Raw genomic sequence first — 23206 nt, forward strand, 5'->3', positions numbered from 1 at the left:
AGCTTAGCTAATAATCAACATAACATGATTCCAATGGTGTGTAGCATGATGACATGAACGACCGATCCGCCGCCAGCCCCGTCGAGGGTGCCGTGTCGGACGTGCGCGATGAAACCGGCTTCTCCTCCGACGGGCTCGCGCACGCCGCGATCTACGACGTGGAGGCCAGCGACCCGCGCAGCTCGCTCATCGACCGGACCGGTGTCGCCCCGGAGGACCTTCGGCAGATCGCCGCGCTCATGGGGGCGATCGGCGAGCTGCGGGATGCCGAGCAGAAGCTGTCGCTCGCCTCGCGGCGCTACATGCGCCTCAACGACACCGACATGCGGGCCCTGCACTACCTGATCGTGTGCGCCAACAAGGGCGTGACCGCGACTCCGGGCGGGATCGCCACGCATCTGGGCATCTCGACGGCGTCGACGACCAAGCTGCTGGACCGCCTCGAGCGCGGGGGGCACATCCGCCGCGCCCCGCACCCGACGGACCGACGAGCGCTCGCGATCACCATCACTCCGGAGACGCGTCAGGCGGCGATGGACACGGTCGGCGCGCAGCAGGCCAAGCGGTTCTACTCCGCCGCGCGGTTGACGCGCGACGAGCGTGATGTCGTGATCCGCTTCCTCACCGACATGACGCAGGAGATCACGCTCCGGGATGAGCCGTGGGCCCAGGCCGGAGACGTGATCCCCGACTGATCGTCAGTGCGCGGCGTTGTACGCCTCGATGACGGGGGCGGGAATCCGCCCGCGCTCCGAGAGGCTGTAGCCGTTGTCGTTCGCCCAGGCACGGATGGCCGCGACCTCGGGGTTCCGCGCCGTGCGCTTGCGCGACCCCGTCGAGCGTGACGGAGAAGAGCCGCCGGCGCGTCGACCCGCGGAGATGTAGGGCTCGAATGCGGCGCGCAATTCCTTCGCGTGATCGTCGTTCAGGTCGATCTCGTAAGCCGTGCCGTTCAGCGAGAAATGCACGGTCTCGCCTTCGCCCGCCTCGAGGACGCTGCCGTCGATGTCGTCAACCAGCTGATGCACAATTCTCTTTGCCATGGAAAAGACGATACCGGTCGTCGCGTAATTGCGACAATGCGGATTTCCGCCGAATTCGACAGACGGGAGCGGAAATCGTCGCCGTGCGCATCGCCGTCAGGGCAGCAACCCGAAACGCCGCGCTTTCGCCACCGCGGCATGACGTGTCGACGCGTCGAGTTTCGACATCGCCGTGCCGAGATACGCCTTGACCGTCCCCTCGCGAAGACCCAATTGCTGCGCGATCTCCGCATTCGTCGCACCGAGCGCCGCGCACGCGAGGACATCGGTCTCACGGCGGGAGAGATGCACGGTCGGAAGGGGGCCTGTCGCGGTCGTCGCGGCATCGCCCGCGAGCGTCACCAGTCGGTGCTCGACCTGCGCGATCCGCGCGCGGAGGTCGGGGTCGTCGACGGCTGCGGCGATGCTCCGGAGCTCGGCGAAGCTCTCCCGCAACTCCTCCCGCTGCGGTGTCGCCACCGTCTCGGAACTCGGGTCCACGGCGCGCAGGCGACGCGCCACCTCGTCACGGATCCTCAGCTCGTCGGCCACTGATTGCGCGACCTGCATCGCCGGCGCCGTCGTCACACCGCCTTCGGGCGCGCGATCCCATGCTCCCGCGTAGAGCACGCCGCGCGGGCGCCCGCTCACGACGATCGGCAGAGCCAGCAGGGTGCGGAGTCCTTCGCCGAGAACGAAGACGTCGTAGTCGTGCGTGATCTGCTGCGAGGAGCCGTAGTCGTTCGTCATGCGAGGGCGCAGCTCGATCATCGCGCGTCCGCCGAGGCCGCGTTCCGGACGGACGCGGAGGCCGTCGAGACTGTGGGTGCGGTTTCCCACGATGCTGGTGACGCTCACCACGCCCTCGTCGATGAGACCGCCGAAGGCGACTGGGAACCGGGTGCGCTGAGCCAACTCGCGCACCGCGCGGGCGACGAGCTCTGTCTCCGATTCCATCCCGGTGGGAGCGCTCACGACTACCTACTTTCGGGGGTGACGGCGCCGTTCCCCGTTTCGTAGCGTCGACCCTACCACTCGCCCGGTACCCCCGGTGCGAGCCGACGAACATGTGGCAAGGAGGCCCCATGAGCGACCACACAACGGCCGATTCGGCGGGAGCGATCGATTACGTCGCCGTCGAGCAGTCCTCTCGATTCCGCACCCTCAAACGCACGCAGCGGTCATTCATCTTCCCGCTCGCCGCGTTCTTCCTCATCTGGTATTTCGTCTATGTGCTCCTGGCGGCGTTCGCCACGGAATTCATGGCGCAGCGCGTATGGGGAGACATCACCGTCGGCCTGCTCTTCGGGCTCGGCCAGTTCGTGACGACCTTCGCCATCACGATGGGATACGTCGCATTCGCGAATCGACGACTCGATCCGATCGCGAGTGAGATCCGCGAAGACCTCGAGAAGGCGCAGGGCGACGCATGAGCGCGGTGCACGCCGCGAGCGAATCGCTCGCCGTCGAGAGCAACCCCATCCTGAACATCTCGATCTTCGTCGCCTTCGTCGCCGTCACGCTCTTCATCGTCATCCGCGCGAGCCGCAACAATAAGACGGCTGCGGACTATTACGCCGCCGGGCGCTCTTTCACCGGCCCGCAGAACGGATTCGCGATCGCGGGCGACTATCTCTCCGCTGCCTCTTTCCTCGGCATCTGCGGGGCGATCGCGATCAACGGGTACGACGGATTCCTGTATTCGATCGGGTTCCTCGTCGCCTGGCTCGTCGCGCTGCTGCTCGTCGCCGAGCTCATGCGCAACACCGGCAAGTTCACGATGGCCGACGTGCTGTCGTTCCGGTTGAAGCAGCGCCCCGTGCGCATGGCGGCCGCCATCACGACGCTGGCGGTGTGCTTCTTCTACCTGCTCGCGCAGATGGCGGGGGCGGGAGGCCTGGTGTCGCTCCTGCTCGGCATCGACGGCCGGGTGGGGCAGTCCGTCGTCATCGCCGTGGTCGGTGTGCTGATGATCGTGTACGTGCTGATCGGCGGCATGAAGGGCACGACCTGGGTGCAGATCGTCAAGGCGTTCCTGTTGATCGGCGGGGCGCTCGCCATGACCGTCTGGGTGCTCGCGATCAACGGCTTCAACCTCAACACGCTGCTCGAGGCCGCTGTCGCGAACTCCGACAAGGGCGAGGCGATCCTCGGCCCTGGCCTGCAGTACGGCGCGAACCCCTGGGACTTCCTGTCTCTCGGCATGGCGCTCGTGCTGGGCACCGCCGGTCTCCCGCACGTGCTGATGCGGTTCTACACCGTGCCGACCGCGAAGGAGGCTCGACGATCGGTCGTCTGGGCCATCTGGCTCATCGGCGGCTTCTACCTGCTGACGCTGGTGCTCGGTTACGGAGCCGGTGCGCTCGTGGGGGCGGACGTCATCGCCGCAGCCCCCGGCGGACCGAACTCCGCAGCGCCGCTCCTCGCCCTGTACCTCGGCGGACCGGTGCTGCTCGGCTTCATCTCGGCCGTGGCGTTCGCGACGATCCTGGCCGTGGTGGCCGGGCTCACCATCACGGCGGCTGCGTCGTTCGCGCACGACATCTACGCGAACGTCATCCAGAAGGGCAAGAAAGATTCCGCGGGCAACCCCGTCGAACCGGACCCGAACGGCGAGGTACGCGTCGCGCGTCGCACGGTCGTCGTGATCGGCATCCTCGCGATCGTCGGCGGCATCGGAGCGCAGGGGCAGAACATCGCCTTCCTCGTCGCACTCGCGTTCGCGGTCGCCGCCTCCGCGAACCTGCCGACGATCCTGTTCTCGTTGTTCTGGCGTCGGTTCACCACACGTGGTGCCGTGTGGAGCATGTACGGAGGTCTGGGAGCGGCCATCATCCTCATCGTGCTGTCGCCGGTGTTCTCGGGGTCGCCCACCTCGATGATCCCCGGCATCGACATCGTGCTGTGGCCGATGAACAACCCGGGCATCGTGTCGATACCGCTCGGCTTCTTCCTCGGTTGGCTCGGCACGGTGACGAGCAGGACGAAGGAGTCGCCGCAGCTCGCCGCTGAGATGGAGGTGCGCTCGCTCACCGGTTTCGGAGCCGAGAAGGCGGTCGATCACTGACCGACCGCGGTCCCGCATTCAGCGATCGCTGATCCCCCGAGGGTGATCGCGTGGACCCCGGCGGCCTACACGCCGGGGTCCACGCAGTCTTGCGGGAGCCGATCAGCTCCGCGACTCGAGGTCGAGCAGGTACCGCTTGCGCTCGGGGTGCGCGCCGTAGTGACCCGGTGATCCGTCCGCTCGCACGACGCGGTGCACGGGGACGATGATCGAGAAGGGAGAGTGGCGGCACGCGGTCCCCACGGCACGCGCCGCGCCCGCGCGCCCCGCCAGAACGGCCACCTCGCCGTAGCTCAGGGTCTGCCCCCACTCGATCTCGCTGATCACCTGCAGCGCCGTGCGGGCGAACCCCGAGGCCAGACGCCAGTCGAAGGGCAGATGCTCGTCGAATCGCACCGGCACTCCGTCGAAGTAGTCGTCGAGCACGGCGACGAGATCGTCCGCGGCGCCGGGGTCCGGCTCGGGGGTCGCCTGCAGCTGCCTGGCGACGTCCTCGAGCAGCCACGGGACCGAGGGGTCGGCGGCCTCGGAGAGATCGAAGCGCACGATCCCGTGATCGGAGAACACGGCGAGGGCGTCGCCGAACGGTGTGGGGACGAAGTCGTAGCGGAAGGTCATGGGTCCATCCTGACGCCGGTGGCCTCCGCGGCACGGAGGAGAGACGCTCATCCGACGGCTTCGGTGGATCGATCGCGGCGGCGAGCGCCCGTGCAGAAGGAGTGAGTGGGGCCCACAGCCGCTCAGGAGGGCCTGAAATGCCGTGAAACCCGCCAGGGATACCGCCGTGGCGGCGCGGCGCGCCTAATGTGTGAGTTGTGTGGCGACGAGAAGGCAAGGCTGTGGATGACGCAGCGAACGACGCCTCGGTGACCCTCGGCGACCTGCACGACTCGGCATCCGGAGTGCAGGTCGCACATGCCGCCGAGGCCGAGCGCACCCGTCTGCGCGCCGAGGCCGCCGATCTCGGCGGCGCATCGCCGCTCGTGACCTTCCGCGACACGGTCGAATCGGGCATCGACATCTCCAAAGCCCATCCCGGCAGCCTGCCGCAGTTCATCACCGGCAAATCCACGCTGCTCTCGAACCTGTTCCGCGACGAGGTCGGCCTCCGCACCGCACGACTCGCCGCCGAGCGGATCACCGCCAAGAACACCGAACTGCGCACCGTGCGCGGCATCGAGGCCGTGCACCTCGCCGTCGGCGTGGCCGGTTGGCGGATCGGAGGAGCGGACTTCGCCGCCCCTGTCCTCCTGCGTCCGCTCGCGATCCGCCGGCACCACTCCGACTTCGAGCTCAAGCTGCAGGGGTCGTTCGAGGTCAACCCCGAGCTCATCCGTATCGCCCGCGAGCACTTCGGGATCTCCATCGATGCCGCGGCGCTCGCCGCCCTCGCCTACGACGGCGGGATCTTCAAGCCTCAGCCCGTGATCGACAGCCTGCGGAGCATCACCCGCTCGATCGACACCTTCTCCGTCACGCCACGGCTCGTCGTCTCGACGTTCGCCGACGTCGGCGGGGCCATGTCCCGCGACGCCGTGAACCTCGATCACCTCGTGCTCAACGCGCTCGGCGGCCACGTCGGCGATCGCGAGCAGGTCTCCGCGCGCCGACCCGCGCCGCATCACACGGGTCCCGACGACCGCGCGCCCGCCTCCGACAACCTGCTCCTCGACGCGGATGCCGAGCAGGAGGCCGTGCTGGCCCGGATCGCCGCCGGACAGTCGCTGACGGTGGCCACGCTGCCTGGCACCGGCGGCACGCAGACCGTCATCAACGCGCTCGGAGAACTCGTGCGCAACGACAAGCGCGTGCTCGTCGTGTCGGCCCGTCGGTCGACGCTCGACGGGGTGCGGCATCGTCTCTCCGGCATCGGCCTCGACAGCCTGGCGATCTCGCCGGCGAGCGTGCGACGGGACCTCGTCCGAGCGATCGGCAGGAATGAGAAGGCCACGGCGCCCAAGGTCAGCGACGTCGACGATGCGCTCGTGCGGCTCCGCACCGTGCTGCGCGACTACCGCCGCGCTCTCACCGCCCCGGCCGTCGGCACCGACGCCTCGGTCCTCGACGCGACCCGCCACCTGACCAGGCTGGCGTCGCTCCCGCATCCGCCGTCCACCACGGCTCGGCTCAGCCCCGAGACCCTGCGTCGCCTCGCCGGAGATCGATCGGCTGCGGCTTCCGCGCTCGCCCAGGCGGCACGCCTCGGCGAGTTCCGGTTCGGCCCCGACGACTCGCCCTGGTACGGCGTCACCTTCACGAGCACCGAGGCCGCACGGGCGGCCCACGAGCTGGCGGGGCGTCTGCACGCCGACAGCGTGCCCGCGCTCCTCGAGCGGGGCTACGCGCTGATCGCGCAGACGCACATGCGTCCGTTCGCGACCATCGACGAACTGGGGGAGTACCTGCGTCTCCTGCAGGGCATCCGCGACACCCTCGACCGGTTCAGCCCGACCGTCTTCGAGCGCCCGCTCGGCGAATTGATCCAGGCTCACGGGTCGCGGCGGGATTCGCCGGGGATGTCGAGCGCGAACCGCCGCCGTCTCCGCCGTCTCGCCAAGGAGTACGTGCGCCCGGGTGTGCACATCACCGAGATGCACGAGGCGCTGCTGCGCATCCAGACCCAGCGAACCCAGTGGCAGCGGTGCGTCGATGCGGGCGTCGCTCCGGAGATCCCGCTCGGTCTCGCCGACGTGTACTCGTCGTGGCAGCGGGTCGCCGCAGAGCTCTCCGAGCTCGATGCGGCGCTCGGCCGTCGCGAGCCGCTCGCGTCGCTCCCGGTCGCCCGACTCGTGCGCATGCTCGCGGGCCTCGCCGCGAAGTCCGATGTGTTCGACAACCTCGTCGAGCGCGCGCAGCTGCGCGATCGTCTCGCCGACCTCGGACTGGAGCCCCTTCTCGCCGAGCTCTCGGTGCGGCACGTGTCCGAAGCCCGCGTCGGTGATGAGCTGGAGTTCGCGTGGTGGCAGTCGCTCCTCGAGCGGGCGCTGCAGGACGACCGATCGCTGCTCGGCGCGAACACCGCCGTCGTCGACCGTCTCGAGCGCGACTTCCGCCTCGTGGACGAGGCCCACGCCGCGATGGCCGGTCCGCTCCTCGCATGGCAGCTCGCGAACCAGTGGAAGATCGCCATCGTCGACGAGCCGCAGCAGTCGCAGCACCTGCGCAGCGCGCTCAAGCAGGCGAGCTCGACCACGGCCGAGATCGTGAGCTCGGCGCCGACGCTCGTCGACGTGCTCGCGCCCGTGTGGATCTCCTCGCCCTACCTGGTGCCCGAGATCCCGGACTCCGTCGAGTTCGACACCGTGCTGCTCGTGGATGCCGCCGCGATCAACCTCGCGGAGGCCGCTCCCGCCATCCGTCGGGCCCGCCAGGTCGTGGCCTTCGGCGACCCGGTGACGCAGCGCCCCACTCCGTTCCACGTCGCGGTCGACCCTGACGCGACGTGGGAGGCCGAAGTGCCGTTCGACGCCGTCTCGGTGTTCGAGCGCCTGTCGGAGCTGCTCCCGGTGATGACGCTGACCCGCAGCTACCGTGCGGGCGGCGAGGACCTCGCCGAGCTGATCAACGACGCCTTCTACGGCGGCGAGATCGTGTCGCTGCCCTGGGCCGGGTCGTACCTCGGACGCGGCAGCCTGACGGTCGACTACGTCGAGGGGGGAACCGGCGCACCGGATCCGATCTCGGGCGCGGTCGAAAGTCCCGACGCCGAGGTCGCCCGCGTGGTCACCCTGGTCGTGGAGCATGCCGTGCACCGCCCGGAGGAATCGCTCATGGTCGTCACGGCCAGCCGGCGTCACGCCGAGCGCGTGCGTGCCGCCGTGACCTCGGCCTTCGCCGGGCGCTCCGACGTCGCGGACTTCGTCGGTCGCGACACCGCGGAGCCGTTCGCCGTGCTCACGCTCGAGGAGTCCGTGGCGGAGAGTCGCGACCGGGTCATCCTGTCGCTCGGCTTCGGCCTCACCAAGCACGGCCGGGTCCTCAGCGACTTCGGCGACCTGTCGACGCCCGACGGCGAGCGGCTGCTGACGGTGGGGATGACCCGCGCCCGGCGGTCCATGGTGATCGTGTCGTCGATCCGTCCGTCGGCGTTCGACGACGGGCGCCTGGAGTACGGCGCGGCGACGCTCATGTCGATCCTCGGGGGCCTCGCCTCGCGCGGACGCGACGCCCGTCTGGAGGACCTCGCTGATCCGCTGACCCTCGCGCTCGCTCGCGAGCTCCGCCGTCTCGGCGCAGCGGTCGACGTGGACTACCGCGGACTCCTGCCCCTCGTCGCCCAGCACGGCGGTAAGGCCGTCGTCATCGAGTGCGACCCCGAGACCCGAGGCGAGTCGCTGCGGGAGACCCTGCGGCTCCGGCCCCATGTCCTGCGCCGGCTGGGCTGGCACTACGTGCGCGTGCACGCCTTCGACCTCTACAGCGACCCGGTCACCGCAGCGACCCGCATCGCCGGAGTCCTCGGCATCTCGCCGTCTGCTCCGCGCGCGGAGGACGACACGCAGCCGATCGACATCGTCGACCCGCGCAATGGCTGAGGACCCCCGACACGGCGGACAGCCCGAGCAGCGGCAGAAGGTCGTGCGAGTGCCGGGCTCCCGTCGTGCGCGGCTGACGCCCGTACGCGGATCCGATCCGGCACCGGAGACGCCGGAGCGGCGGCCGTCTCCGGCATCCGCTCCGCAGGGACCGAAGGGTCCGAACGACGAGCGGATGCTCGGAGACGTGCCGCCGCACTACTGAGCGACGGGTCGCCGCCCGGCGTTGATCACTCCCGGGCGCTGTTGCGTGCCAGTAGGTCGCGGATCTCGATGAGCAGCTCGGTCTCGGTCGCTGCGGCCGGCTCCTCCTGCGGCTCCTCGGCCGGCGTGCCCTTGCGGGCCTCGACGTGAGCCTTGAAGGTGTTCATCGGCAGAACGAAGACGAAGTAGACCACGGCGGCCACGGCGAGGAAGCTGATCAGCGCGGAGATCAGGTCGCCGAGCGGGAAGGTGACCTTGTTGCCGTAGATGTTGGTGACGGTGGGGCCGAACTCTCCGGCGGCATCGGCCTCGAAGAAGAGGGCGACGAGCGGATTGATGAGGCTGTTCACGACGGCGGTGACGATGGCCGTGAACGCCGTGCCGATCACGACGGCGACGGCCAGGTCGATCACGTTGCCGCGGAGCAGGAAGTCCTTGAAGCCTTTGAGCATGAGAGTTCTCCGATCGGTCGTGCGTCAGGAAGAGGCCGGTGCCGCAGCGGGCGCCGCGGTCGTGCTCGATGACGACTCAGACTTCGATGATGCCGAAGCATCCTTCTTCGCTCCAGACCCGCCCCGCGAGTCGGTCCGATAGAAGCCGGATCCGTTGAACGTCACGCCGATCGATCCGTACTGCTTGCGCAGCTCGCCGCCGCACTCGGGGCAGACCGTCAGCGCGTCGTCGGAGAAGCTCTGCACGGCGTCGAAGGCGTGGCCGCAGGAGCGGCAGGCATAGGCGTAGGTGGGCATGGCGGTCCTCGTCGGTCAGCGTCGCGTGGGCGACAGGAGAAGAGTCTGGGTCGGTGTCACGACACCGTTCACCGGCTGGTCGTGCACCTCGCTCGGCAGGGAGTCGAGCACCTCGGAATCATAGATCACGGCGTAGACGGGCGGGCACTTCTCCATCGATCCGATCGTCTTGTCGAAGTAGCCGCGACCCCACCCCATGCGCATACCGGTGCGGTCGACTGCGGCAGCGGGGATGATCATGAGATCGACGTCGTTCACGGCGATCGGCCCGAGCACCTCGCCGGTGGGCTCGGGAAGCCCGTACAGGCCCTCGGAGATCTCGTCGTCGTCGCTCGCGACAGCCCAGTCGAGCAGTCCGTCGGCCCGCGTCACGGGGAGCAGCACGCGGATGCCGCGGCGCACGGCGGCCTTCACGAAGTCCCTGGTCCCCGGTTCGGTCGTCGTCGACAGGAAGCAGGAGATGGAGGCGGCGCCGAGCTCGGCGATCAGCTCGTCCAGACGCTCGGCGATGGCGGATGCCGCGCTCTCGCGCTGGGCGTCGCTCAGCAGCTGTCGCCGCTCTCGGAGTTCGGCGCGGAGCGCGCGCTTCTCGTGCTCGACGTCGTTCGACATGCCTCAGAGTCTACGGCGAGGCGCCCCACTAGGCTGTGGGGATGGGCCACCAGAAGATCAAAGCCGTCATTCCCGCAGCCGGACTGGGAACACGATTCCTGCCGGCGACGAAGGCGATGCCGAAGGAGATGCTGCCGGTCGTCGACAAGCCCGCTATCCAGTACGTCGTCGAAGAGGCCGCCGCGGCAGGCATCGACGACATCCTCGTCATCATCGGGCGCAACAAGAACGCCATCTCCAACCACTTCGACTCCGTGCCGGAGCTCGAGGTGAAGCTCATGGAGAAGGGTGACACGGGCCGCCTCGAACGGGTCATGAAGTCCAGCGACCTCGCCGACATCCATTTCGTGCGTCAAGGGGAGCCCAAGGGGCTCGGGCACGCCGTGCTCCGCGCGCGCACCCACGTGGGCGACAGCTCGTTCGCCGTCCTCCTGGGCGACGACCTCATGGACGAGCGCGACCCGCTTCTCACCGAGATGATCGCCGAGCACGAGCGCACGGGCGCGGCCGTCGTCGCCCTCATGGAGGTCGACCCGTCGAGCATCCACATGTACGGAGCCGCCGCCGTCGAGGAGCTCGAGGGCTCGGATGCCGTGCGCGTCACCGGTCTGGTCGAGAAGCCCGCTCAGGAGGACGCCCCGTCGAACCTCGCCATCATCGGGCGGTACGTGCTGCCGGCATCCGTCTTCGACGTGCTCGAGCGCACGGAGCCGGGCAAGGGCGGCGAGATCCAGCTGACCGACGCGCTGCAGGAACTGGCGACCGATCCCGACGGCCCCGGCGTCGCCGGCGTGATCTTCCGCGGGCGTCGCTACGACACGGGCGACCGCGTCGACTACATCAAGGCCATCGTCCAGCTCGCCGCCGATCGCGACGACCTCGGTCCCGAGCTGCGGCCCTGGCTGAAGGACTTCGCGGAACGCCTCTAGGCGCGACGTGGGCGTCGGGGGCATTCTGATGGATCAGGCGACGGGGATGCGGCACGGTCCGGTCGAGCTGCGCCTGGTCCGGTCGAGGGACGCGCGGCCGCTGCAGCACGAGCTGCTGTCGAACCGTGCCTGGCTGCAGCCCTGGGAGGCAACCGTGCCCTACGGCTCGGTGTCGTTCGACATGCGGCTCAGCATCCGCCGGCTCCTGCAGCAGTACCGCGACGGTGGGGGCTATCCGTTCGTGATGGAGTACGACGGCGAGATCGCGGGCCAGCTCAACGTCTGGGGCGTCGCCCGCGGCTCGCTGTGCTCTGCGACGATCGGCTACTGGGTCAGCGAGCGGTTCGCCGGCCGGGGGATCACCCCGACGGCGGTCGCTCTCGCGACCGACGCCTGCTTCACCGAGTACGGGCTGCATCGCATGGAGATCTGCATCCGCCCGGAGAACGCGGCGAGCCTGCGGATCGTGCAGAAGCTCGGCTTCCGCTACGAGGGGCTGCGTCGTCGGTACATCCACATCGACGGGGACTGGCGCGATCACTACGCTTTCGCGCTCACCCGGGAGGATGTCCCGCAGGGCGTGCTCGCGCGATGGCTCAGCGGGCAGGTGCCGGTGCATGCAGCGGACGTGCCGCCGTCGGACCGTCTCTCGATCTGAGGCGGGATCACCGGGAATCCGCTCGCGACACGCGCCCGCACTGAGCCCTGTCGGGAACGGTGTTCCCGTACCGTTGTCGACATGGACGGGCCGGTGCTGAGCGGGGGAGTGATCGTGCTCGTCGCCGTGCTCCTCTGGCTGCTCTATCTGCTGCCCTCCTGGCGTGGTCGCTTCCAGTACGATGCCGCCGAGCGCAACGCCGTTCGTCTCAACCAGGCTCTGCGCGTGCTGGCCGAGACCAGCGAGACGCCGGGCGAGGTGCACCTCGAGCTGAACGCGCGCACGGCGCTCGCGCAGCAGAAGCTGGCCAAGAGGCTGCAGTCGGAGAAGGAGGCCGCCGAGCTCGCCCTGCTCCGCGAGCAGCTCGCCGCTGCCAAGGCCGATCCCGTCGTGCGGCAGGCTCGTGCCCGCCGTCGCGTGCGCATCGCCTCCTCGTCTCTCGTGCTGCTCGGACTCGTCGTCGCAGGCCTCGGCGTGTGGCAGCTGGTCGTCGCTCAGGCGCAGCTCCTGCTGTGGGTGGGTGGGACCGCCGTCCTGCTCGGAGCCGTGCTGCTGCAGCGCATGGCGTCGGTGGCCGGTCGGGCCGTCCGCCGGACGGCGCACCAGGAGGAGGAGGTGCGCGAACGCGTGTCGCCTCCGCTCCACGACCAGGGGCGCGCCACGTGGACTCCGCGTCAGCTGCCGGAACCCCTTGTGTCCGTGGCCGGGTCCCGTGCGCAGACGGCTCGGGCCGAGATGGATGCGCAGGAGGAACGTCGCAAGGCCGCCCGCCTGGCGGAACTGCGGGAACGCGCGGAGCGCATCGCGCCCGAGGCTCCGGTCCGTCTTCCCGCGCCGCAGAGCGAGCCGGCGCCCGCAGCGGCATCGCCGTACGCACGGATGGGGTTCGTCGACGACGCCGAGATCGAAGCGCACGTGCGGGAGCTTCTCGCGAAGCGGGCCGCGGGGTGACCGCGCGGACGCAGCCACCTCGTCGAGCGTGATAACGTAGTCGAGGTTCACGGGCCTATGGCGCAGTTGGTAGCGCGCCTCGTTCGCATCGAGGAGGTCAGGGGTTCGAATCCCCTTAGGTCCACAGCCGTTGAAGCCCCCGGGTCACCCCGGGGGCTTCGTCGTATCCGGCTGCCGATCACCGCGAGCAGCGCGACACGCCCGGCGGATCTCTGCGATTTGCCGAGGCCCCGGGATCCACGTAAGTTATTACTTGTTCGCCCCACAGGGAAGCGGAGAGGCCGAGAGCTTCACCCCCCTCAAGCGGAGAACCACCCCCACCTCGATCAGCTCCTCGGAGCGGGTCACGGACACACTTCTGTCCGACGTGGGAGCTTCCCGAACGGGATGGCGGTCGATTTGACAGCCGCTCCGAGACGGATAAGCTAGTGAAGTTGCCTCAGCGCGATCAGCGCGGGGCACGGAACTGGTCCTGATCTTCACGGCATGTCGATTTGACAGCCGGAAAGACACAGGTAAGACTGAGAAGTTGCCCTTCGGGCCTGACTGTGATGGTTGGGTCGGGGGAGCGTCCGATCCTTGAGAACTCAACAGCGTGCACTTGTCAAATGCCAAATAACCTCGTTCCTGCTTCGGCAGGGTGAGATTCCTTTGGATCAAAGACCAGCCCTTCGGGGTTGGCATTCGGATGAAGTCAGCAATGAATTTGTCTCTTTGGTCAGCATCAAACTCGCTGCGTCATCGTTTTCCCGGTGGTGTATGCATTTCTTTTTTACGGAGAGTTTGATCCTGGCTCAGGATGAACGCTGGCGGCGTGCTTAACACATGCAAGTCGAACGGTGAACACGGAGCTTGCTCTGTGGGATCAGTGGCGAACGGGTGAGTAACACGTGAGCAACCTGCCCCTGACTCTGGGATAAGCGCTGGAAACGGCGTCTAATACTGGATACGAGTAGCGGCCGCATGGTCAGTTACTGGAAAGATTTTTTGGTTGGGGATGGGCTCGCGGCCTATCAGCTTGTTGGTGAGGTAATGGCTCACCAAGGCGTCGACGGGTAGCCGGCCTGAGAGGGTGACCGGCCACACTGGGACTGAGACACGGCCCAGACTCCTACGGGAGGCAGCAGTGGGGAATATTGCACAATGGGCGGAAGCCTGATGCAGCAACGCCGCGTGAGGGATGACGGCCTTCGGGTTGTAAACCTCTTTTAGCAGGGAAGAAGCGAAAGTGACGGTACCTGCAGAAAAAGCGCCGGCTAACTACGTGCCAGCAGCCGCGGTAATACGTAGGGCGCAAGCGTTATCCGGAATTATTGGGCGTAAAGAGCTCGTAGGCGGTTTGTCGCGTCTGCTGTGAAATCCCGAGGCTCAACCTCGGGCCTGCAGTGGGTACGGGCAGACTAGAGTGCGGTAGGGGAGATTGGAATTCCTGGTGTAGCGGTGGAATGCGCAGATATCAGGAGGAACACCGATGGCGAAGGCAGATCTCTGGGCCGTAACTGACGCTGAGGAGCGAAAGGGTGGGGAGCAAACAGGCTTAGATACCCTGGTAGTCCACCCCGTAAACGTTGGGAACTAGTTGTGGGGTCCATTCCACGGATTCCGTGACGCAGCTAACGCATTAAGTTCCCCGCCTGGGGAGTACGGCCGCAAGGCTAAAACTCAAAGGAATTGACGGGGACCCGCACAAGCGGCGGAGCATGCGGATTAATTCGATGCAACGCGAAGAACCTTACCAAGGCTTGACATATACGAGAACGGGCCAGAAATGGTCAACTCTTTGGACACTCGTAAACAGGTGGTGCATGGTTGTCGTCAGCTCGTGTCGTGAGATGTTGGGTTAAGTCCCGCAACGAGCGCAACCCTCGTTCTATGTTGCCAGCACGTAATGGTGGGAACTCATGGGATACTGCCGGGGTCAACTCGGAGGAAGGTGGGGATGACGTCAAATCATCATGCCCCTTATGTCTTGGGCTTCACGCATGCTACAATGGCCGGTACAAAGGGCTGCAATACCGCGAGGTGGAGCGAATCCCAAAAAGCCGGTCCCAGTTCGGATTGAGGTCTGCAACTCGACCTCATGAAGTCGGAGTCGCTAGTAATCGCAGATCAGCAACGCTGCGGTGAATACGTTCCCGGGTCTTGTACACACCGCCCGTCAAGTCATGAAAGTCGGTAACACCTGAAGCCGGTGGCCTAACCCTTGTGGAGGGAGCCGTCGAAGGTGGGATCGGTAATTAGGACTAAGTCGTAACAAGGTAGCCGTACCGGAAGGTGCGGCTGGATCACCTCCTTTCTAAGGAGCATCTGACCCACGTTGTTCGTTGAATTGCGTGTTGTCCAGAACTCAGATCAGAGCGTTCGTCTCTGCTGGGAGCTCATGGGTGGAACATTTGACATGACATCAGCGCAGCTGATTTCTGCTAGTACGTCGCTTCGGTGGCTGGAACGTGGGGGTTGGTGAGCGGGGTGTCTGCACGCTGTTGGGTCCTGAGGGACCGGGCCGGCCCGTTGGGTCGAACTGGACCTCTGGGCCTTTCGTCGTCTCCCCGTGGTGGGAGGGGGTGAGGGGTACCGCCCGTACTTTGAGAACTACACAGTGGACGCGAGCATCTTGCAACAACTTTCGGGTTGTTGCGCAAGATGATCTTAAAGATCATTAGTCAATCTCCATGCCTTTCGGGGTGTGGCGATCGATTCGAACTCATGTGATTTCAAGTCTTTAAGAGCAAACGGTGGATGCCTTGGCATCTGGAGCCGAAGAAGGACGTAGCAATCTGCGATAAGCCTCGGGGAACTGATAAGCAAGTTTTGATCCGAGGGTGTCCGAATGGGGAAACCCCGCTGGGCGGCGTGCCGACCTAGTGACTCCCGCCTGAATATATAGGGCGGGTAGAGGGAACGTGGGGAAGTGAAACATCTCAGTACCCACAGGAAGAGAAAGCAACCGCGATTCCGTTAGTAGTGGCGAGCGAAACCGGATCAGGCTAAACCGAGCGTGTGTGATATCCGGCAGGAGTTGCACGTTCGGGGTTGTGGGACTTTTCAGTCATTTCTGCCGAGATGGCGGCGTTACAAGAAGGTATAGACGAACGGTCTTGAAAGGCCGGTCATAGAGGGTGCCAACCCCGTAGTCGAAATGCCTTGCTTGGCGCGAAGAGTATCCCAAGTAGCACGGGGCCCGTGAAATCCCGTGTGAATCTGTCAGGACCACCTGATAAGCCTAAATACTCCCAGATGACCGATAGCGGACAAGTACCGTGAGGGAAAGGTGAAAAGTACCCCGGGAGGGGAGTGAAATAGTACCTGAAACCGTTTGCTTACAAACCGTTGGAGCACCCCTGGTAGGTGTGACAGCGTGCCTTTTGAAGAATGAGCCTGCGAGTTAGCGATATGTGGCGAGGTTAACCCGTGTGGGGTAGCCGTAGCGAAAGCGAGTCTGAATAGGGCGATTCAGTCGCATGTCCTAGACCCGAAGCGAAGTGATCTATCCATGGCCAGGCTGAAGCGACGGTAAGACGTCGTGGAGGGCCGAACCCACTTAGGTTGAAAACTGAGGGGATGAGCTGTGGATAGGGGTGAAAGGCCAATCAAACTTCGTGATAGCTGGTTCTCTCCGAAATGCATTTAGGTGCAGCGTTGCGTGTTTCTTGCCGGAGGTAGAGCTACTGGATGGCCGATGGGCCCTACAAGGTTACTGACGTCAGCCAAACTCCGAATGCCGGTAAGTGAGAGCGCAGCAGTGAGACTGTGGGGGATAAGCTTCATAGTCGAGAGGGAAACAACCCAGACCACCAACTAAGGTCCCAAAGCGCGTGCTAAGTGGGAAAGGATGTGGAGTTGCTCTGACAACCAGGAGGTTGGCTTAGAAGCAGCCACCCTTGAAAGAGTGCGTAATAGCTCACTGGTCAAGTGATTCCGCGCCGACAATGTAACGGGGCTCAAGCACGCCACCGAAGTTGTGGCATTGACATTATTGGTAGGCCTTCGTGGTCCAGCCGTGTTGATGGGTAGGAGAGCGTCGTGTGGCCAGCGAAGCGGCGGGGTAACCCAGCCGTGGAGGCTACACGAGTGAGAATGCAGGCATGAGTAGCGAAAGACGTGTGAGAAACACGTCCTCCGAAAGACCAAGGGTTCCAGGGTCAAGCTAATCTTCCCTGGGTAAGTCGGGACCTAAGGCGAGGCCGACAGGCGTAGTCGATGGACAACGGGTTGATATTCCCGTACCGGCGAAGAACCGCCCAAACTAATCCAGTAGTGCTAAGTGTCTGAATCCCACTGACTGATCCCTTCGGGGTGACGCTGTGGGCCTAGCGCACGACCCCATGCTGGTGCGGTTAGCGTATTAACAGGTGTGACGCAGGAAGGTAGTCCAAGCCAGGCGATGGTTGTCCTGGTGCAAGTGCGTAGGCCGAGTCATAGGCAAATCCGTGACTCATACAGGCTGAGACACGATGCGGATAAAAAGTGGATGATCCTATGCTGCCAAGAAAAGCATCGACGCGAGGTTCTAGCTGCCCGTACCCCAAACCGACTCAGGTGGTCAGGTAGAGAATACCAAGGAGATCGAGAGAATCGTGGTTAAGGAACTCGGCAAAATGCCCCCGTAACTTCGGGAGAAGGGGGGCCATCCACTTATACGGACTTGCTCCGGAAAGGGTGTGGTGGCCGCAGAGACTAGTGGGTAGCGACTGTTTACTAAAAACACAGGTCCGTGCCAAGTCGCAAGACGATGTATACGGACTGACGCCTGCCCGGTGCTGGAAGGTTAAGAGGACCGGTTAGCCGCAAGGCGAAGCTGAGAATTTAAGCCCCAGTAAACGGCGGTGGTAACTATAACCATCCTAAGGTAGCGAAATTCCTTGTCGGGTAAGTTCCGACCTGCACGAATGGCGTAACGACTTCCCAACTGTCTCAACCGCGAACTCGGCGAAATTGCATTACGAGTAAAGATGCTCGTTACGCGCAGCAGGACGGAAAGACCCCGTGACCTTTACTACAGCTTGGTATTGGTGTTCGGTGTGGCTTGTGTAGGATAGGTGGGAGACTGTGAAGCATGGACGCCAGTTCATGTGGAGTCATTGTTGAAATACCACTCTGGTCACTCTGGATATCTAACTTCGAACCGTAATCCGGTTCAGGGACAGTGCCTGGTGGGTAGTTTAACTGGGGCGGTTGCCTCCCAAAAAGTAACGGAGGCGCCCAAAGGTTCCCTCAACCTGGTTGGCAATCAGGTGTCGAGTGTAAGTGCACAAGGGAGCTTGACTGTGAGACTGACAGGTCGAGCAGGGACGAAAGTCGGGACTAGTGATCCGGCAGTGGCTTGTGGAAGCGCTGTCGCTCAACGGATAAAAGGTACCTCGGGGATAACAGGCTGATCTTGCCCAAGAGTCCATATCGACGGCATGGTTTGGCACCTCGATGTCGGCTCGTCGCATCCTGGGGCTGGAGTAGGTCCCAAGGGTTGGGCTGTTCGCCCATTAAAGCGGTACGCGAGCTGGGTTTAGAACGTCGTGAGACAGTTCGGTCCCTATCCGCTGCGCGCGTAGGAAGTTTGAGAGGATCTGACCCTAGTACGAGAGGACCGGGTTGGACGAACCTCTGGTGTGTCAGTTGTTCCGCCAGGAGCACCGCTGATTAGCTACGTTCGGGATGGATAACCGCTGAAAGCATCTAAGCGGGAAGCCGGCCTCAAGATGAGACTTCCATACCTTCGGGTGAGAGGCTCCCAGCCAGACTACTGGGTTGATAGGCCAGATGTGGAAGCACGGTAACGTGTGCAGCTGACTGGTACTAATAAGCCGATGACTTGATAACACACCGTTCGTTGGTGCTTGCGTCCACTGAGTGGTTCTCGATGTACGGTCGAGAACCGCATAACTAGACTTTGTCGTTATGCAACGATTGAAACATCAATAGTGTTTCGGCGGCCATAGCGTGAGGGAAACGCCCGGTTACATTCCGAACCCGGAAGCTAAGCCTCACAGCGCCGATGGTACTGCAGGGGGGACCCTGTGGGAGAGTAGGACACCGCCGGACTCCTTTTAGACAGAAGAGCCACCCAGAGCTGGGTGGCTCTTCTGCGTTAACCGCGTCGTCCGCGGACGACAGTCGGCCATCGCTGCAGGGGGATGACCTTTTGCGGTTTCAGGCGCGTTCGCGCACGGGAAGCCGCAGTGCGACGACGGTTCCGGAGCCCTCGACGGAACGCACGGAGACATCGCCACCGTGCCGACGTACGACCGTCGCGACGAGCGTCAGCCCGATACCCGAGCCGGGGACGTCCCGCGCATTCCTCGCGCGTGCGAGCTCGTCGAACACGGAGGAGAGCTCTGCTGCAGGGATGCCGCGCCCGGCATCCGCGATCTCGACGATCGCCCAGCCGTCCTGCTCCCGCAGGCGGACCTCGATCGGCCCCTGCACGGAGTACTTCGCCGCGTTGCCGAGGACGTTGTCGATCGCGAGCGACATGAGGTCCAGGTCGAGCTGCAAAGGTGGCACGCTCCAGGGGACCCGGGTCACGGACAGCACGGTTCGTGCCCGCGCGGCGGGATCCTGGTGACCCAGGGCCTCGATCGCCTCGGCCAGCATCTCCTCGAGTGAGACCGGCTCCCTCTCCAGGGGTCTCGTCTCGAGCTCCGACAGCTTGCGGAGGTCCCTCACGAGACCGCTCAGCTTCTGCGCCTGCGCGTCCACCGTGTCCCAGGCTGCGTCACGGACGACCGCGCTGGCGGGGCTGCTCGCTCCTGCCGCAGGGTTCGCCGTCGCGACTGTCGCACGGATCGCGGTGAGAGGGTTCTTGAGTTCGTGGTCGAGTCGGGCGAGGAAGCGTTGATGGTTCGCGCGCTCCCGGTCGGCGGCGGACTGCGCCGCTGCAGCCGTCGCCCGCTGCCGCGCGCGTTCGGCTGCGACACGTCGGCGCCGCCAGACGAGGATGCTGAGCGGGATCGCCGACACGAGGGCGCCGGCGACGAGCACGCCGGCCGGGAGAGCGAGCTCTGCGGCGAGCACGCGCTCGTCACCGGCGACCAGCATCCCTCCCGCGGTGAGCGCGCAGATGCCGACGGGGACCGCGGTGAGCACGCCGAGCGCGACATCTCCGGCGCGGCTCACGCGGGCACCACCCGTGCGACGAACTGGTACCCGATGCTCTGAGCGGTCTCGATGAAGGGACCCCCTGCGCCGGCCTCGCCGAGGACTCGCCGCAACTCGGCGATGCGGTGGTCGACGGCACGGCTCGATGTCGTGAAGTCGAACCCCCACAGGGTGGCGAGCAGATGCTCGCGGGTGTGGACCTCGCCCGGGTGGAGCATCAGGTACTCCAGGAGAGTCATCGCCTTGGGGGTGAGCGAGAGCTCGGCATCCGCTCTCCACACTCGACGCGCCGTCCTGTCGAGGACGAGATCGGCGGCGCGCAGCCGATGCGCCGACCGCAGCGTGGCACCGCCCTGGGCCGTACGGCGGAGCACAGCCCGGATGCGCGAGATCAGCTCATGCGGGTCGAACGGCTTGTTGAGGTAGTCGTCGGCGCCCTCGTCGAGGGCGGCGCTGCGCTCCCACGACTCGCCGACCTGCGTGAGCAGGATGATGGGCAGCCAGAGCTGCCTGGCGCGCACCCGACGGACGAACTCCCGACCGTCGACGTGGGGCATGAGCACATCGCAGACGACGAGGTCCGGCACGTCGCGCTCGACCTCGCGGAGCGCGTCGCGCCCGTCGCCGGCGATCCGCACGGAGAAACCGCTGCGCTCGAGGAACGGCCCGAGCGCGGTCGTGATCGCGTCGTCGTCGTCGACGAGGAGGATGCCGGGGCGATCTGGCGCGTCCACCGCTCAGCCCCTCCGCAGCGTATTGGCCGTGCCGGTGTCGTTCACGGACGGGGTGGCGCCCGCCCAGAACACCGAGCTGGCGCTGCCCGACACCGACACGGCATCCACTGTCTCCACGTAGACCACGGTGCCGTCCCCGGAGAGCACGAGGCGCTGCACGTCGTCGGCGACCACGACCGCCGCATCCGCCTCGACGACGAGGTCGGGACAGGAGCCCTCGATGCGGATGACCGCTCCGTCCGCGGTGATCGGACCGGTCGGGCAGGCCGCGGTCGTCGACGCGGCGGCGATCAGCCTGTCACGATCGGCTTGGCCTTCGGCGCTCAGGCCGGAGCTCTCCATGGGTGCATCGGTGGTCGGTCGCGGTGTCGGTGTCGAGCGCTCGACCTGTGCGTCGGATGCGGCCGGGGCCGGAGTCGGTGCGTCATCGGCGGACGGATCGACGATGGACACCGTGCATCCCGTCGTCGTCAGGGACCCGAGCAGCACGAACCCCACCAGGATCGATCTCGTTCTGCGGCGGCGCATGTCCCTATCCTCTCGTGTCGACCTCGTTCGGATGCCTCCGAGCATCAGAACGTCGCAGGGATGAAGATCTCGACCCGGCGGTTCAGCTGGCGGCCGGCCGGGTTGTCGACACCGTCGATCTCATTGGCCGCGACCGGGCGACTCTCGCCGAAGCCCTCCGCGGTGAGGGTCGTCGTGACACCGCGGTCTTCGAGCGCTGCGACGACCGACTGCGCGCGTTCCTCCGACAGGGTCTGGTTCTCGGCATCCGATCCGATCGCGTCGGTGTGCCCGCTGACGGCAGCGTCGCTCACCCCGAGGCGCGTGAGCACCTCGGCCACGGTCGCGAGGGTCGATGCGGCATCCGCGCGGATGTCGCTCCTGTCGAAGTCGAAGAGCACGCCGTCGGCGAAGGTGAGCGTCGTGCCGCACGACGCCACGGGAGCGAGTGCGCCGAGCGGAGGGAACACCCCGAGCTCGGGAACGGGCGGCAGGGGAGCGGCCTTCACGGTCTCGCTGCCGACACGTGCCGTGCCGTCGCCCCAGTTCTGGATGGTGATGCGACCGTCGGCGTAGTTCCCCGATCCGTCGCCGAAGTTCTGGATCGTGACGGTGCCGTCGGTGTAGGTGCCGGATCCGTCGCCGAAGTTCTGGATCGTCCTGGCGCCGTCGGTGTAGTTCCCTGATCCGTCGCCGAAGATCTGCACGGTCTTGCTCGCGTCCGCGTACGTGCCGGATCCGTCGCCGAAGTTCTGGATGGTCACGGTGCCGTCGGTGTAGTTTCCCGACCCGTCTCCGAAGTTCTGGATCGCGACCCCGTTGATCGTCGAGGTGCCCGATCCGTCTCCGAAGTTCTGCACCGTCCCGTCGGGACCTGTGAAGGTGCCGGAGCCATCTCCGTAGAGATACGCGGTGCCGGAGCCCGACACCACCGCCCCTCCGGCGTCGCAGTGCGCGGGCGAGGCCACGACTCCTGGGATCCCCGCCAGCGCCTCATTCACCTCGATCGTGAACGCCGAGGCCGACGAGTCGAGCAGCGACAGATCCGGCAGCACGAACAGAGGCACGGGAGGGAACTCCCCGACGTCGTAGCCGGCCACGGTGACGGTCGACGGCGTCGCGGACGCGGTGGGCGTCGGCTTCGGGGCGGAGGTCGGCGCGTCGGCCGCGGGCTCGGGTGCGCACCCGGCGAGCAGGATGAGCGCGGAGCAGGCGGCGGCCAGGCCGAGACGAGGGGCGGAGGCGGAGCGTCGCGTGGTCATGCTTCGAGAGTATCCAGCCGGTGTCGCTGCCCTGTCGCACGGGTGTCGCAGTCCTGAGACATCGCGCCGGCGCAGCCGCCTCATCGGCGCAGGCGCGCCTCGAGGACGGACGCGGTGTCGCGCACGGCCGCCGCCAGCGCGCCTCCGTCGAGCTCGGGGTCGGCCCACGTGACGGCGACGGCGGCGACCGGCCACGCGGCATGGTCGCGGACGACGGCGCCGACGCTGCGCAGTCCGTCGGCGACCTCGCTGTCCTCCGTCGCGTAGCCGCGCTCGCGCACGGTGCGCAGCACCTCACGGAGCTCGCGGGGCGTACGGGGCCCGAGTCCCGTGCGGTCGGGGAACGCCGAGGCGCTCGGGTACAGCGCGCGCACCTGCTCTCGGGGGAGGGCGGCGAGCATCGCGCGGCCGGACGCGGTGAGGTGTGCGGGAAGCCGCACCCCGACGTCGGTGACGAGCGCGGGGCGCCGCGGCGCTCTCTCCTCCACGATGTAGAGCACGTCGCCGCCGCTCATGACCGCGAGATGCGCGCTCTCGCCGAGGCGGTCGGACAGGGCCGCGACGAGCGGACGACCGAGCCGGGCGAGGGGCTGCTGCCTCGCGTAGCCGCCGGCGAGCTCGAACGCCGAGGTGCCGAGACCCCACCGGCGCTCCTCGGCGAGGTGCAGGACGAAGCCGTGCTCGGCCAGGGTCGTGAGCAGGTGGTAGACCGTCGACCGGGGGAGCGCGAGATCGCGGGCGATGGCCGACGCGGCCACCGGTGCCGGGCGTCCGGCGAGATAGCGCAGCATCCGCAGCGTGTTGTCGGCCGCCGGAACCTGCGCGCCGGGGCCGCGCTCGCGTCCTGCCCCTGTGTCTGAGATCACAGACACAGGATGCCA

General features: G+C 66.2%; 19 protein-coding genes, 1 tRNA gene and 3 rRNA genes. 12 read left to right on the forward strand and 11 right to left on the reverse strand.

Annotation, left to right across the window (positions count from 1 at the left end; all coding sequences use genetic code 11):
* Nucleotides 1-53: 53 nt before the first annotated feature.
* Nucleotides 54-695 (forward strand): MarR family transcriptional regulator, encoded by a 642-nt coding sequence (locus MRBLWO14_RS14315; RefSeq protein WP_341933791.1) that lies wholly within the window; start codon nt 54-56, stop codon nt 693-695.
* Nucleotides 696-698: 3 nt separating this feature from the next.
* Here the strand turns inward: MRBLWO14_RS14315 and MRBLWO14_RS14320 are convergent, their stop codons facing one another.
* Entirely contained in the window at nt 699-1043 is a 345-nt protein-coding gene (locus MRBLWO14_RS14320; RefSeq protein ID WP_341933792.1) for an Lsr2 family protein, read from the reverse strand.
* Between the two features lie 96 nt (nt 1044-1139).
* Nucleotides 1140-1997: a LuxR C-terminal-related transcriptional regulator gene (locus tag MRBLWO14_RS14325; RefSeq protein ID WP_341933793.1), complete on the reverse strand. Its 858-nt coding sequence runs from the start codon at nt 1995-1997 to the stop codon at nt 1140-1142.
* Between the two features lie 110 nt (nt 1998-2107).
* Here MRBLWO14_RS14325 and MRBLWO14_RS14330 point away from each other — a divergent pair, with 110 nt between their 5' ends.
* Together MRBLWO14_RS14330 and MRBLWO14_RS14335 are read left to right on the forward strand one after the other, a co-directional pair.
* Nucleotides 2108-2455 carry a DUF485 domain-containing protein gene (locus MRBLWO14_RS14330; protein ID WP_341933794.1) on the forward strand — a complete coding sequence of 116 codons (348 nt, stop codon included), beginning with the start codon at nt 2108-2110 and terminating at the stop codon, nt 2453-2455.
* Nucleotides 2452-4089 (forward strand): cation acetate symporter, encoded by a 1638-nt coding sequence (locus MRBLWO14_RS14335; protein WP_341933795.1) that lies wholly within the window; start codon nt 2452-2454, stop codon nt 4087-4089. Before MRBLWO14_RS14330 ends, MRBLWO14_RS14335 begins: the two co-directional genes overlap by 4 nt.
* A 102-nt stretch (nt 4090-4191) precedes the next feature.
* Here MRBLWO14_RS14335 and MRBLWO14_RS14340 read toward each other — a convergent pair whose 3' ends face one another.
* Nucleotides 4192-4707 carry a methylated-DNA--[protein]-cysteine S-methyltransferase gene (locus MRBLWO14_RS14340; protein WP_341933796.1) on the reverse strand — a complete coding sequence of 172 codons (516 nt, stop codon included), beginning with the start codon at nt 4705-4707 and terminating at the stop codon, nt 4192-4194.
* Between the two features lie 248 nt (nt 4708-4955).
* On the opposite strand from MRBLWO14_RS14340, the gene MRBLWO14_RS14345 reads away from it, so the two are divergent.
* Together MRBLWO14_RS14345 and MRBLWO14_RS14350 are read left to right on the forward strand one after the other, a co-directional pair.
* Nucleotides 4956-8624, forward strand: coding sequence for an AAA family ATPase (locus tag MRBLWO14_RS14345; RefSeq protein WP_341936205.1), 3669 nt, complete (start codon nt 4956-4958; stop codon nt 8622-8624).
* Complete coding sequence (locus MRBLWO14_RS14350; protein ID WP_341933797.1) at nt 8617-8829, forward strand: hypothetical protein; 213 nt, start codon at nt 8617-8619, stop codon at nt 8827-8829. Before MRBLWO14_RS14345 ends, MRBLWO14_RS14350 begins: the two co-directional genes overlap by 8 nt.
* A gap of 25 nt (nt 8830-8854) precedes the next feature.
* On the opposite strand, the gene mscL is transcribed toward MRBLWO14_RS14350, so the two are convergent.
* From mscL to MRBLWO14_RS14365, 3 genes are read right to left on the reverse strand one after another with little or no spacing between them, the layout of a single operon-like run.
* Nucleotides 8855-9280: a large conductance mechanosensitive channel protein MscL gene (gene mscL / locus MRBLWO14_RS14355; RefSeq protein ID WP_341933798.1), complete on the reverse strand. Its 426-nt coding sequence runs from the start codon at nt 9278-9280 to the stop codon at nt 8855-8857.
* A 24-nt stretch (nt 9281-9304) separates the two neighbouring features.
* Nucleotides 9305-9577 carry an FmdB family zinc ribbon protein gene (locus MRBLWO14_RS14360; RefSeq protein WP_096713818.1) on the reverse strand — a complete coding sequence of 91 codons (273 nt, stop codon included), beginning with the start codon at nt 9575-9577 and terminating at the stop codon, nt 9305-9307.
* Between the two features lie 15 nt (nt 9578-9592).
* Nucleotides 9593-10189 (reverse strand): 5-formyltetrahydrofolate cyclo-ligase, encoded by a 597-nt coding sequence (locus tag MRBLWO14_RS14365; RefSeq protein ID WP_341933799.1) that lies wholly within the window; start codon nt 10187-10189, stop codon nt 9593-9595.
* A gap of 41 nt (nt 10190-10230) precedes the next feature.
* Here MRBLWO14_RS14365 and galU point away from each other — a divergent pair, with 41 nt between their 5' ends.
* The 7 genes from galU (at nt 10231) to rrf (ending at nt 18766) form a co-directional block, all read left to right on the forward strand.
* Nucleotides 10231-11118 carry a UTP--glucose-1-phosphate uridylyltransferase GalU gene (gene galU, locus MRBLWO14_RS14370; protein WP_341933800.1) on the forward strand — a complete coding sequence of 296 codons (888 nt, stop codon included), beginning with the start codon at nt 10231-10233 and terminating at the stop codon, nt 11116-11118.
* 46 nt (nt 11119-11164) lie between these two features.
* Nucleotides 11165-11776: a GNAT family protein gene (locus MRBLWO14_RS14375; protein WP_341936206.1), complete on the forward strand. Its 612-nt coding sequence runs from the start codon at nt 11165-11167 to the stop codon at nt 11774-11776.
* Nucleotides 11777-11857: 81 nt separating this feature from the next.
* Complete coding sequence (locus tag MRBLWO14_RS14380; RefSeq protein WP_341933801.1) at nt 11858-12727, forward strand: hypothetical protein; 870 nt, start codon at nt 11858-11860, stop codon at nt 12725-12727.
* A 51-nt stretch (nt 12728-12778) separates the two neighbouring features.
* Nucleotides 12779-12851: transfer RNA gene (locus tag MRBLWO14_RS14385), tRNA-Ala, on the forward strand.
* A 647-nt stretch (nt 12852-13498) separates the two neighbouring features.
* A 16S ribosomal RNA gene (locus MRBLWO14_RS14390) occupies nt 13499-15023 on the forward strand.
* Between the two features lie 416 nt (nt 15024-15439).
* A 23S ribosomal RNA gene (locus MRBLWO14_RS14395) occupies nt 15440-18544 on the forward strand.
* Between the two features lie 105 nt (nt 18545-18649).
* Nucleotides 18650-18766 (forward strand): 5S ribosomal RNA (gene rrf, locus MRBLWO14_RS14400).
* Together the 16S, 23S and 5S rRNA genes form the textbook arrangement of a ribosomal RNA operon.
* A gap of 108 nt (nt 18767-18874) precedes the next feature.
* Here the strand turns inward: rrf and MRBLWO14_RS14405 are convergent.
* The 5 genes from MRBLWO14_RS14405 to MRBLWO14_RS14425 all read right to left on the reverse strand — a co-directional run bounded on the left by MRBLWO14_RS14405 (nt 18875) and on the right by MRBLWO14_RS14425 (nt 23191).
* On the reverse strand, nt 18875-19840 hold the full coding sequence (locus MRBLWO14_RS14405; protein WP_341933802.1) for a HAMP domain-containing sensor histidine kinase: 966 nt from the start codon (nt 19838-19840) through the stop codon (nt 18875-18877).
* On the reverse strand, nt 19837-20556 hold the full coding sequence (locus tag MRBLWO14_RS14410) for a response regulator transcription factor (RefSeq protein ID WP_341933803.1): 720 nt from the start codon (nt 20554-20556) through the stop codon (nt 19837-19839). Before MRBLWO14_RS14410 ends, MRBLWO14_RS14405 begins: the two co-directional genes overlap by 4 nt.
* Before the next feature lie 3 nt (nt 20557-20559).
* Nucleotides 20560-21084, reverse strand: coding sequence for a DUF3060 domain-containing protein (locus tag MRBLWO14_RS14415; protein WP_341933804.1), 525 nt, complete (start codon nt 21082-21084; stop codon nt 20560-20562).
* A gap of 44 nt (nt 21085-21128) precedes the next feature.
* Entirely contained in the window at nt 21129-22325 is a 1197-nt protein-coding gene (locus MRBLWO14_RS14420) for an OmpA family protein (protein WP_341933805.1), read from the reverse strand.
* Between the two features lie 80 nt (nt 22326-22405).
* Nucleotides 22406-23191: an IclR family transcriptional regulator gene (locus MRBLWO14_RS14425; RefSeq protein WP_341933806.1), complete on the reverse strand. Its 786-nt coding sequence runs from the start codon at nt 23189-23191 to the stop codon at nt 22406-22408.
* Nucleotides 23192-23206 lie beyond the last annotated feature (15 nt).

The organism is Microbacterium sp. LWO14-1.2 (assembly GCF_038397715.1).
In the GTDB taxonomy this organism is placed as follows: domain Bacteria; phylum Actinomycetota; class Actinomycetes; order Actinomycetales; family Microbacteriaceae; genus Microbacterium.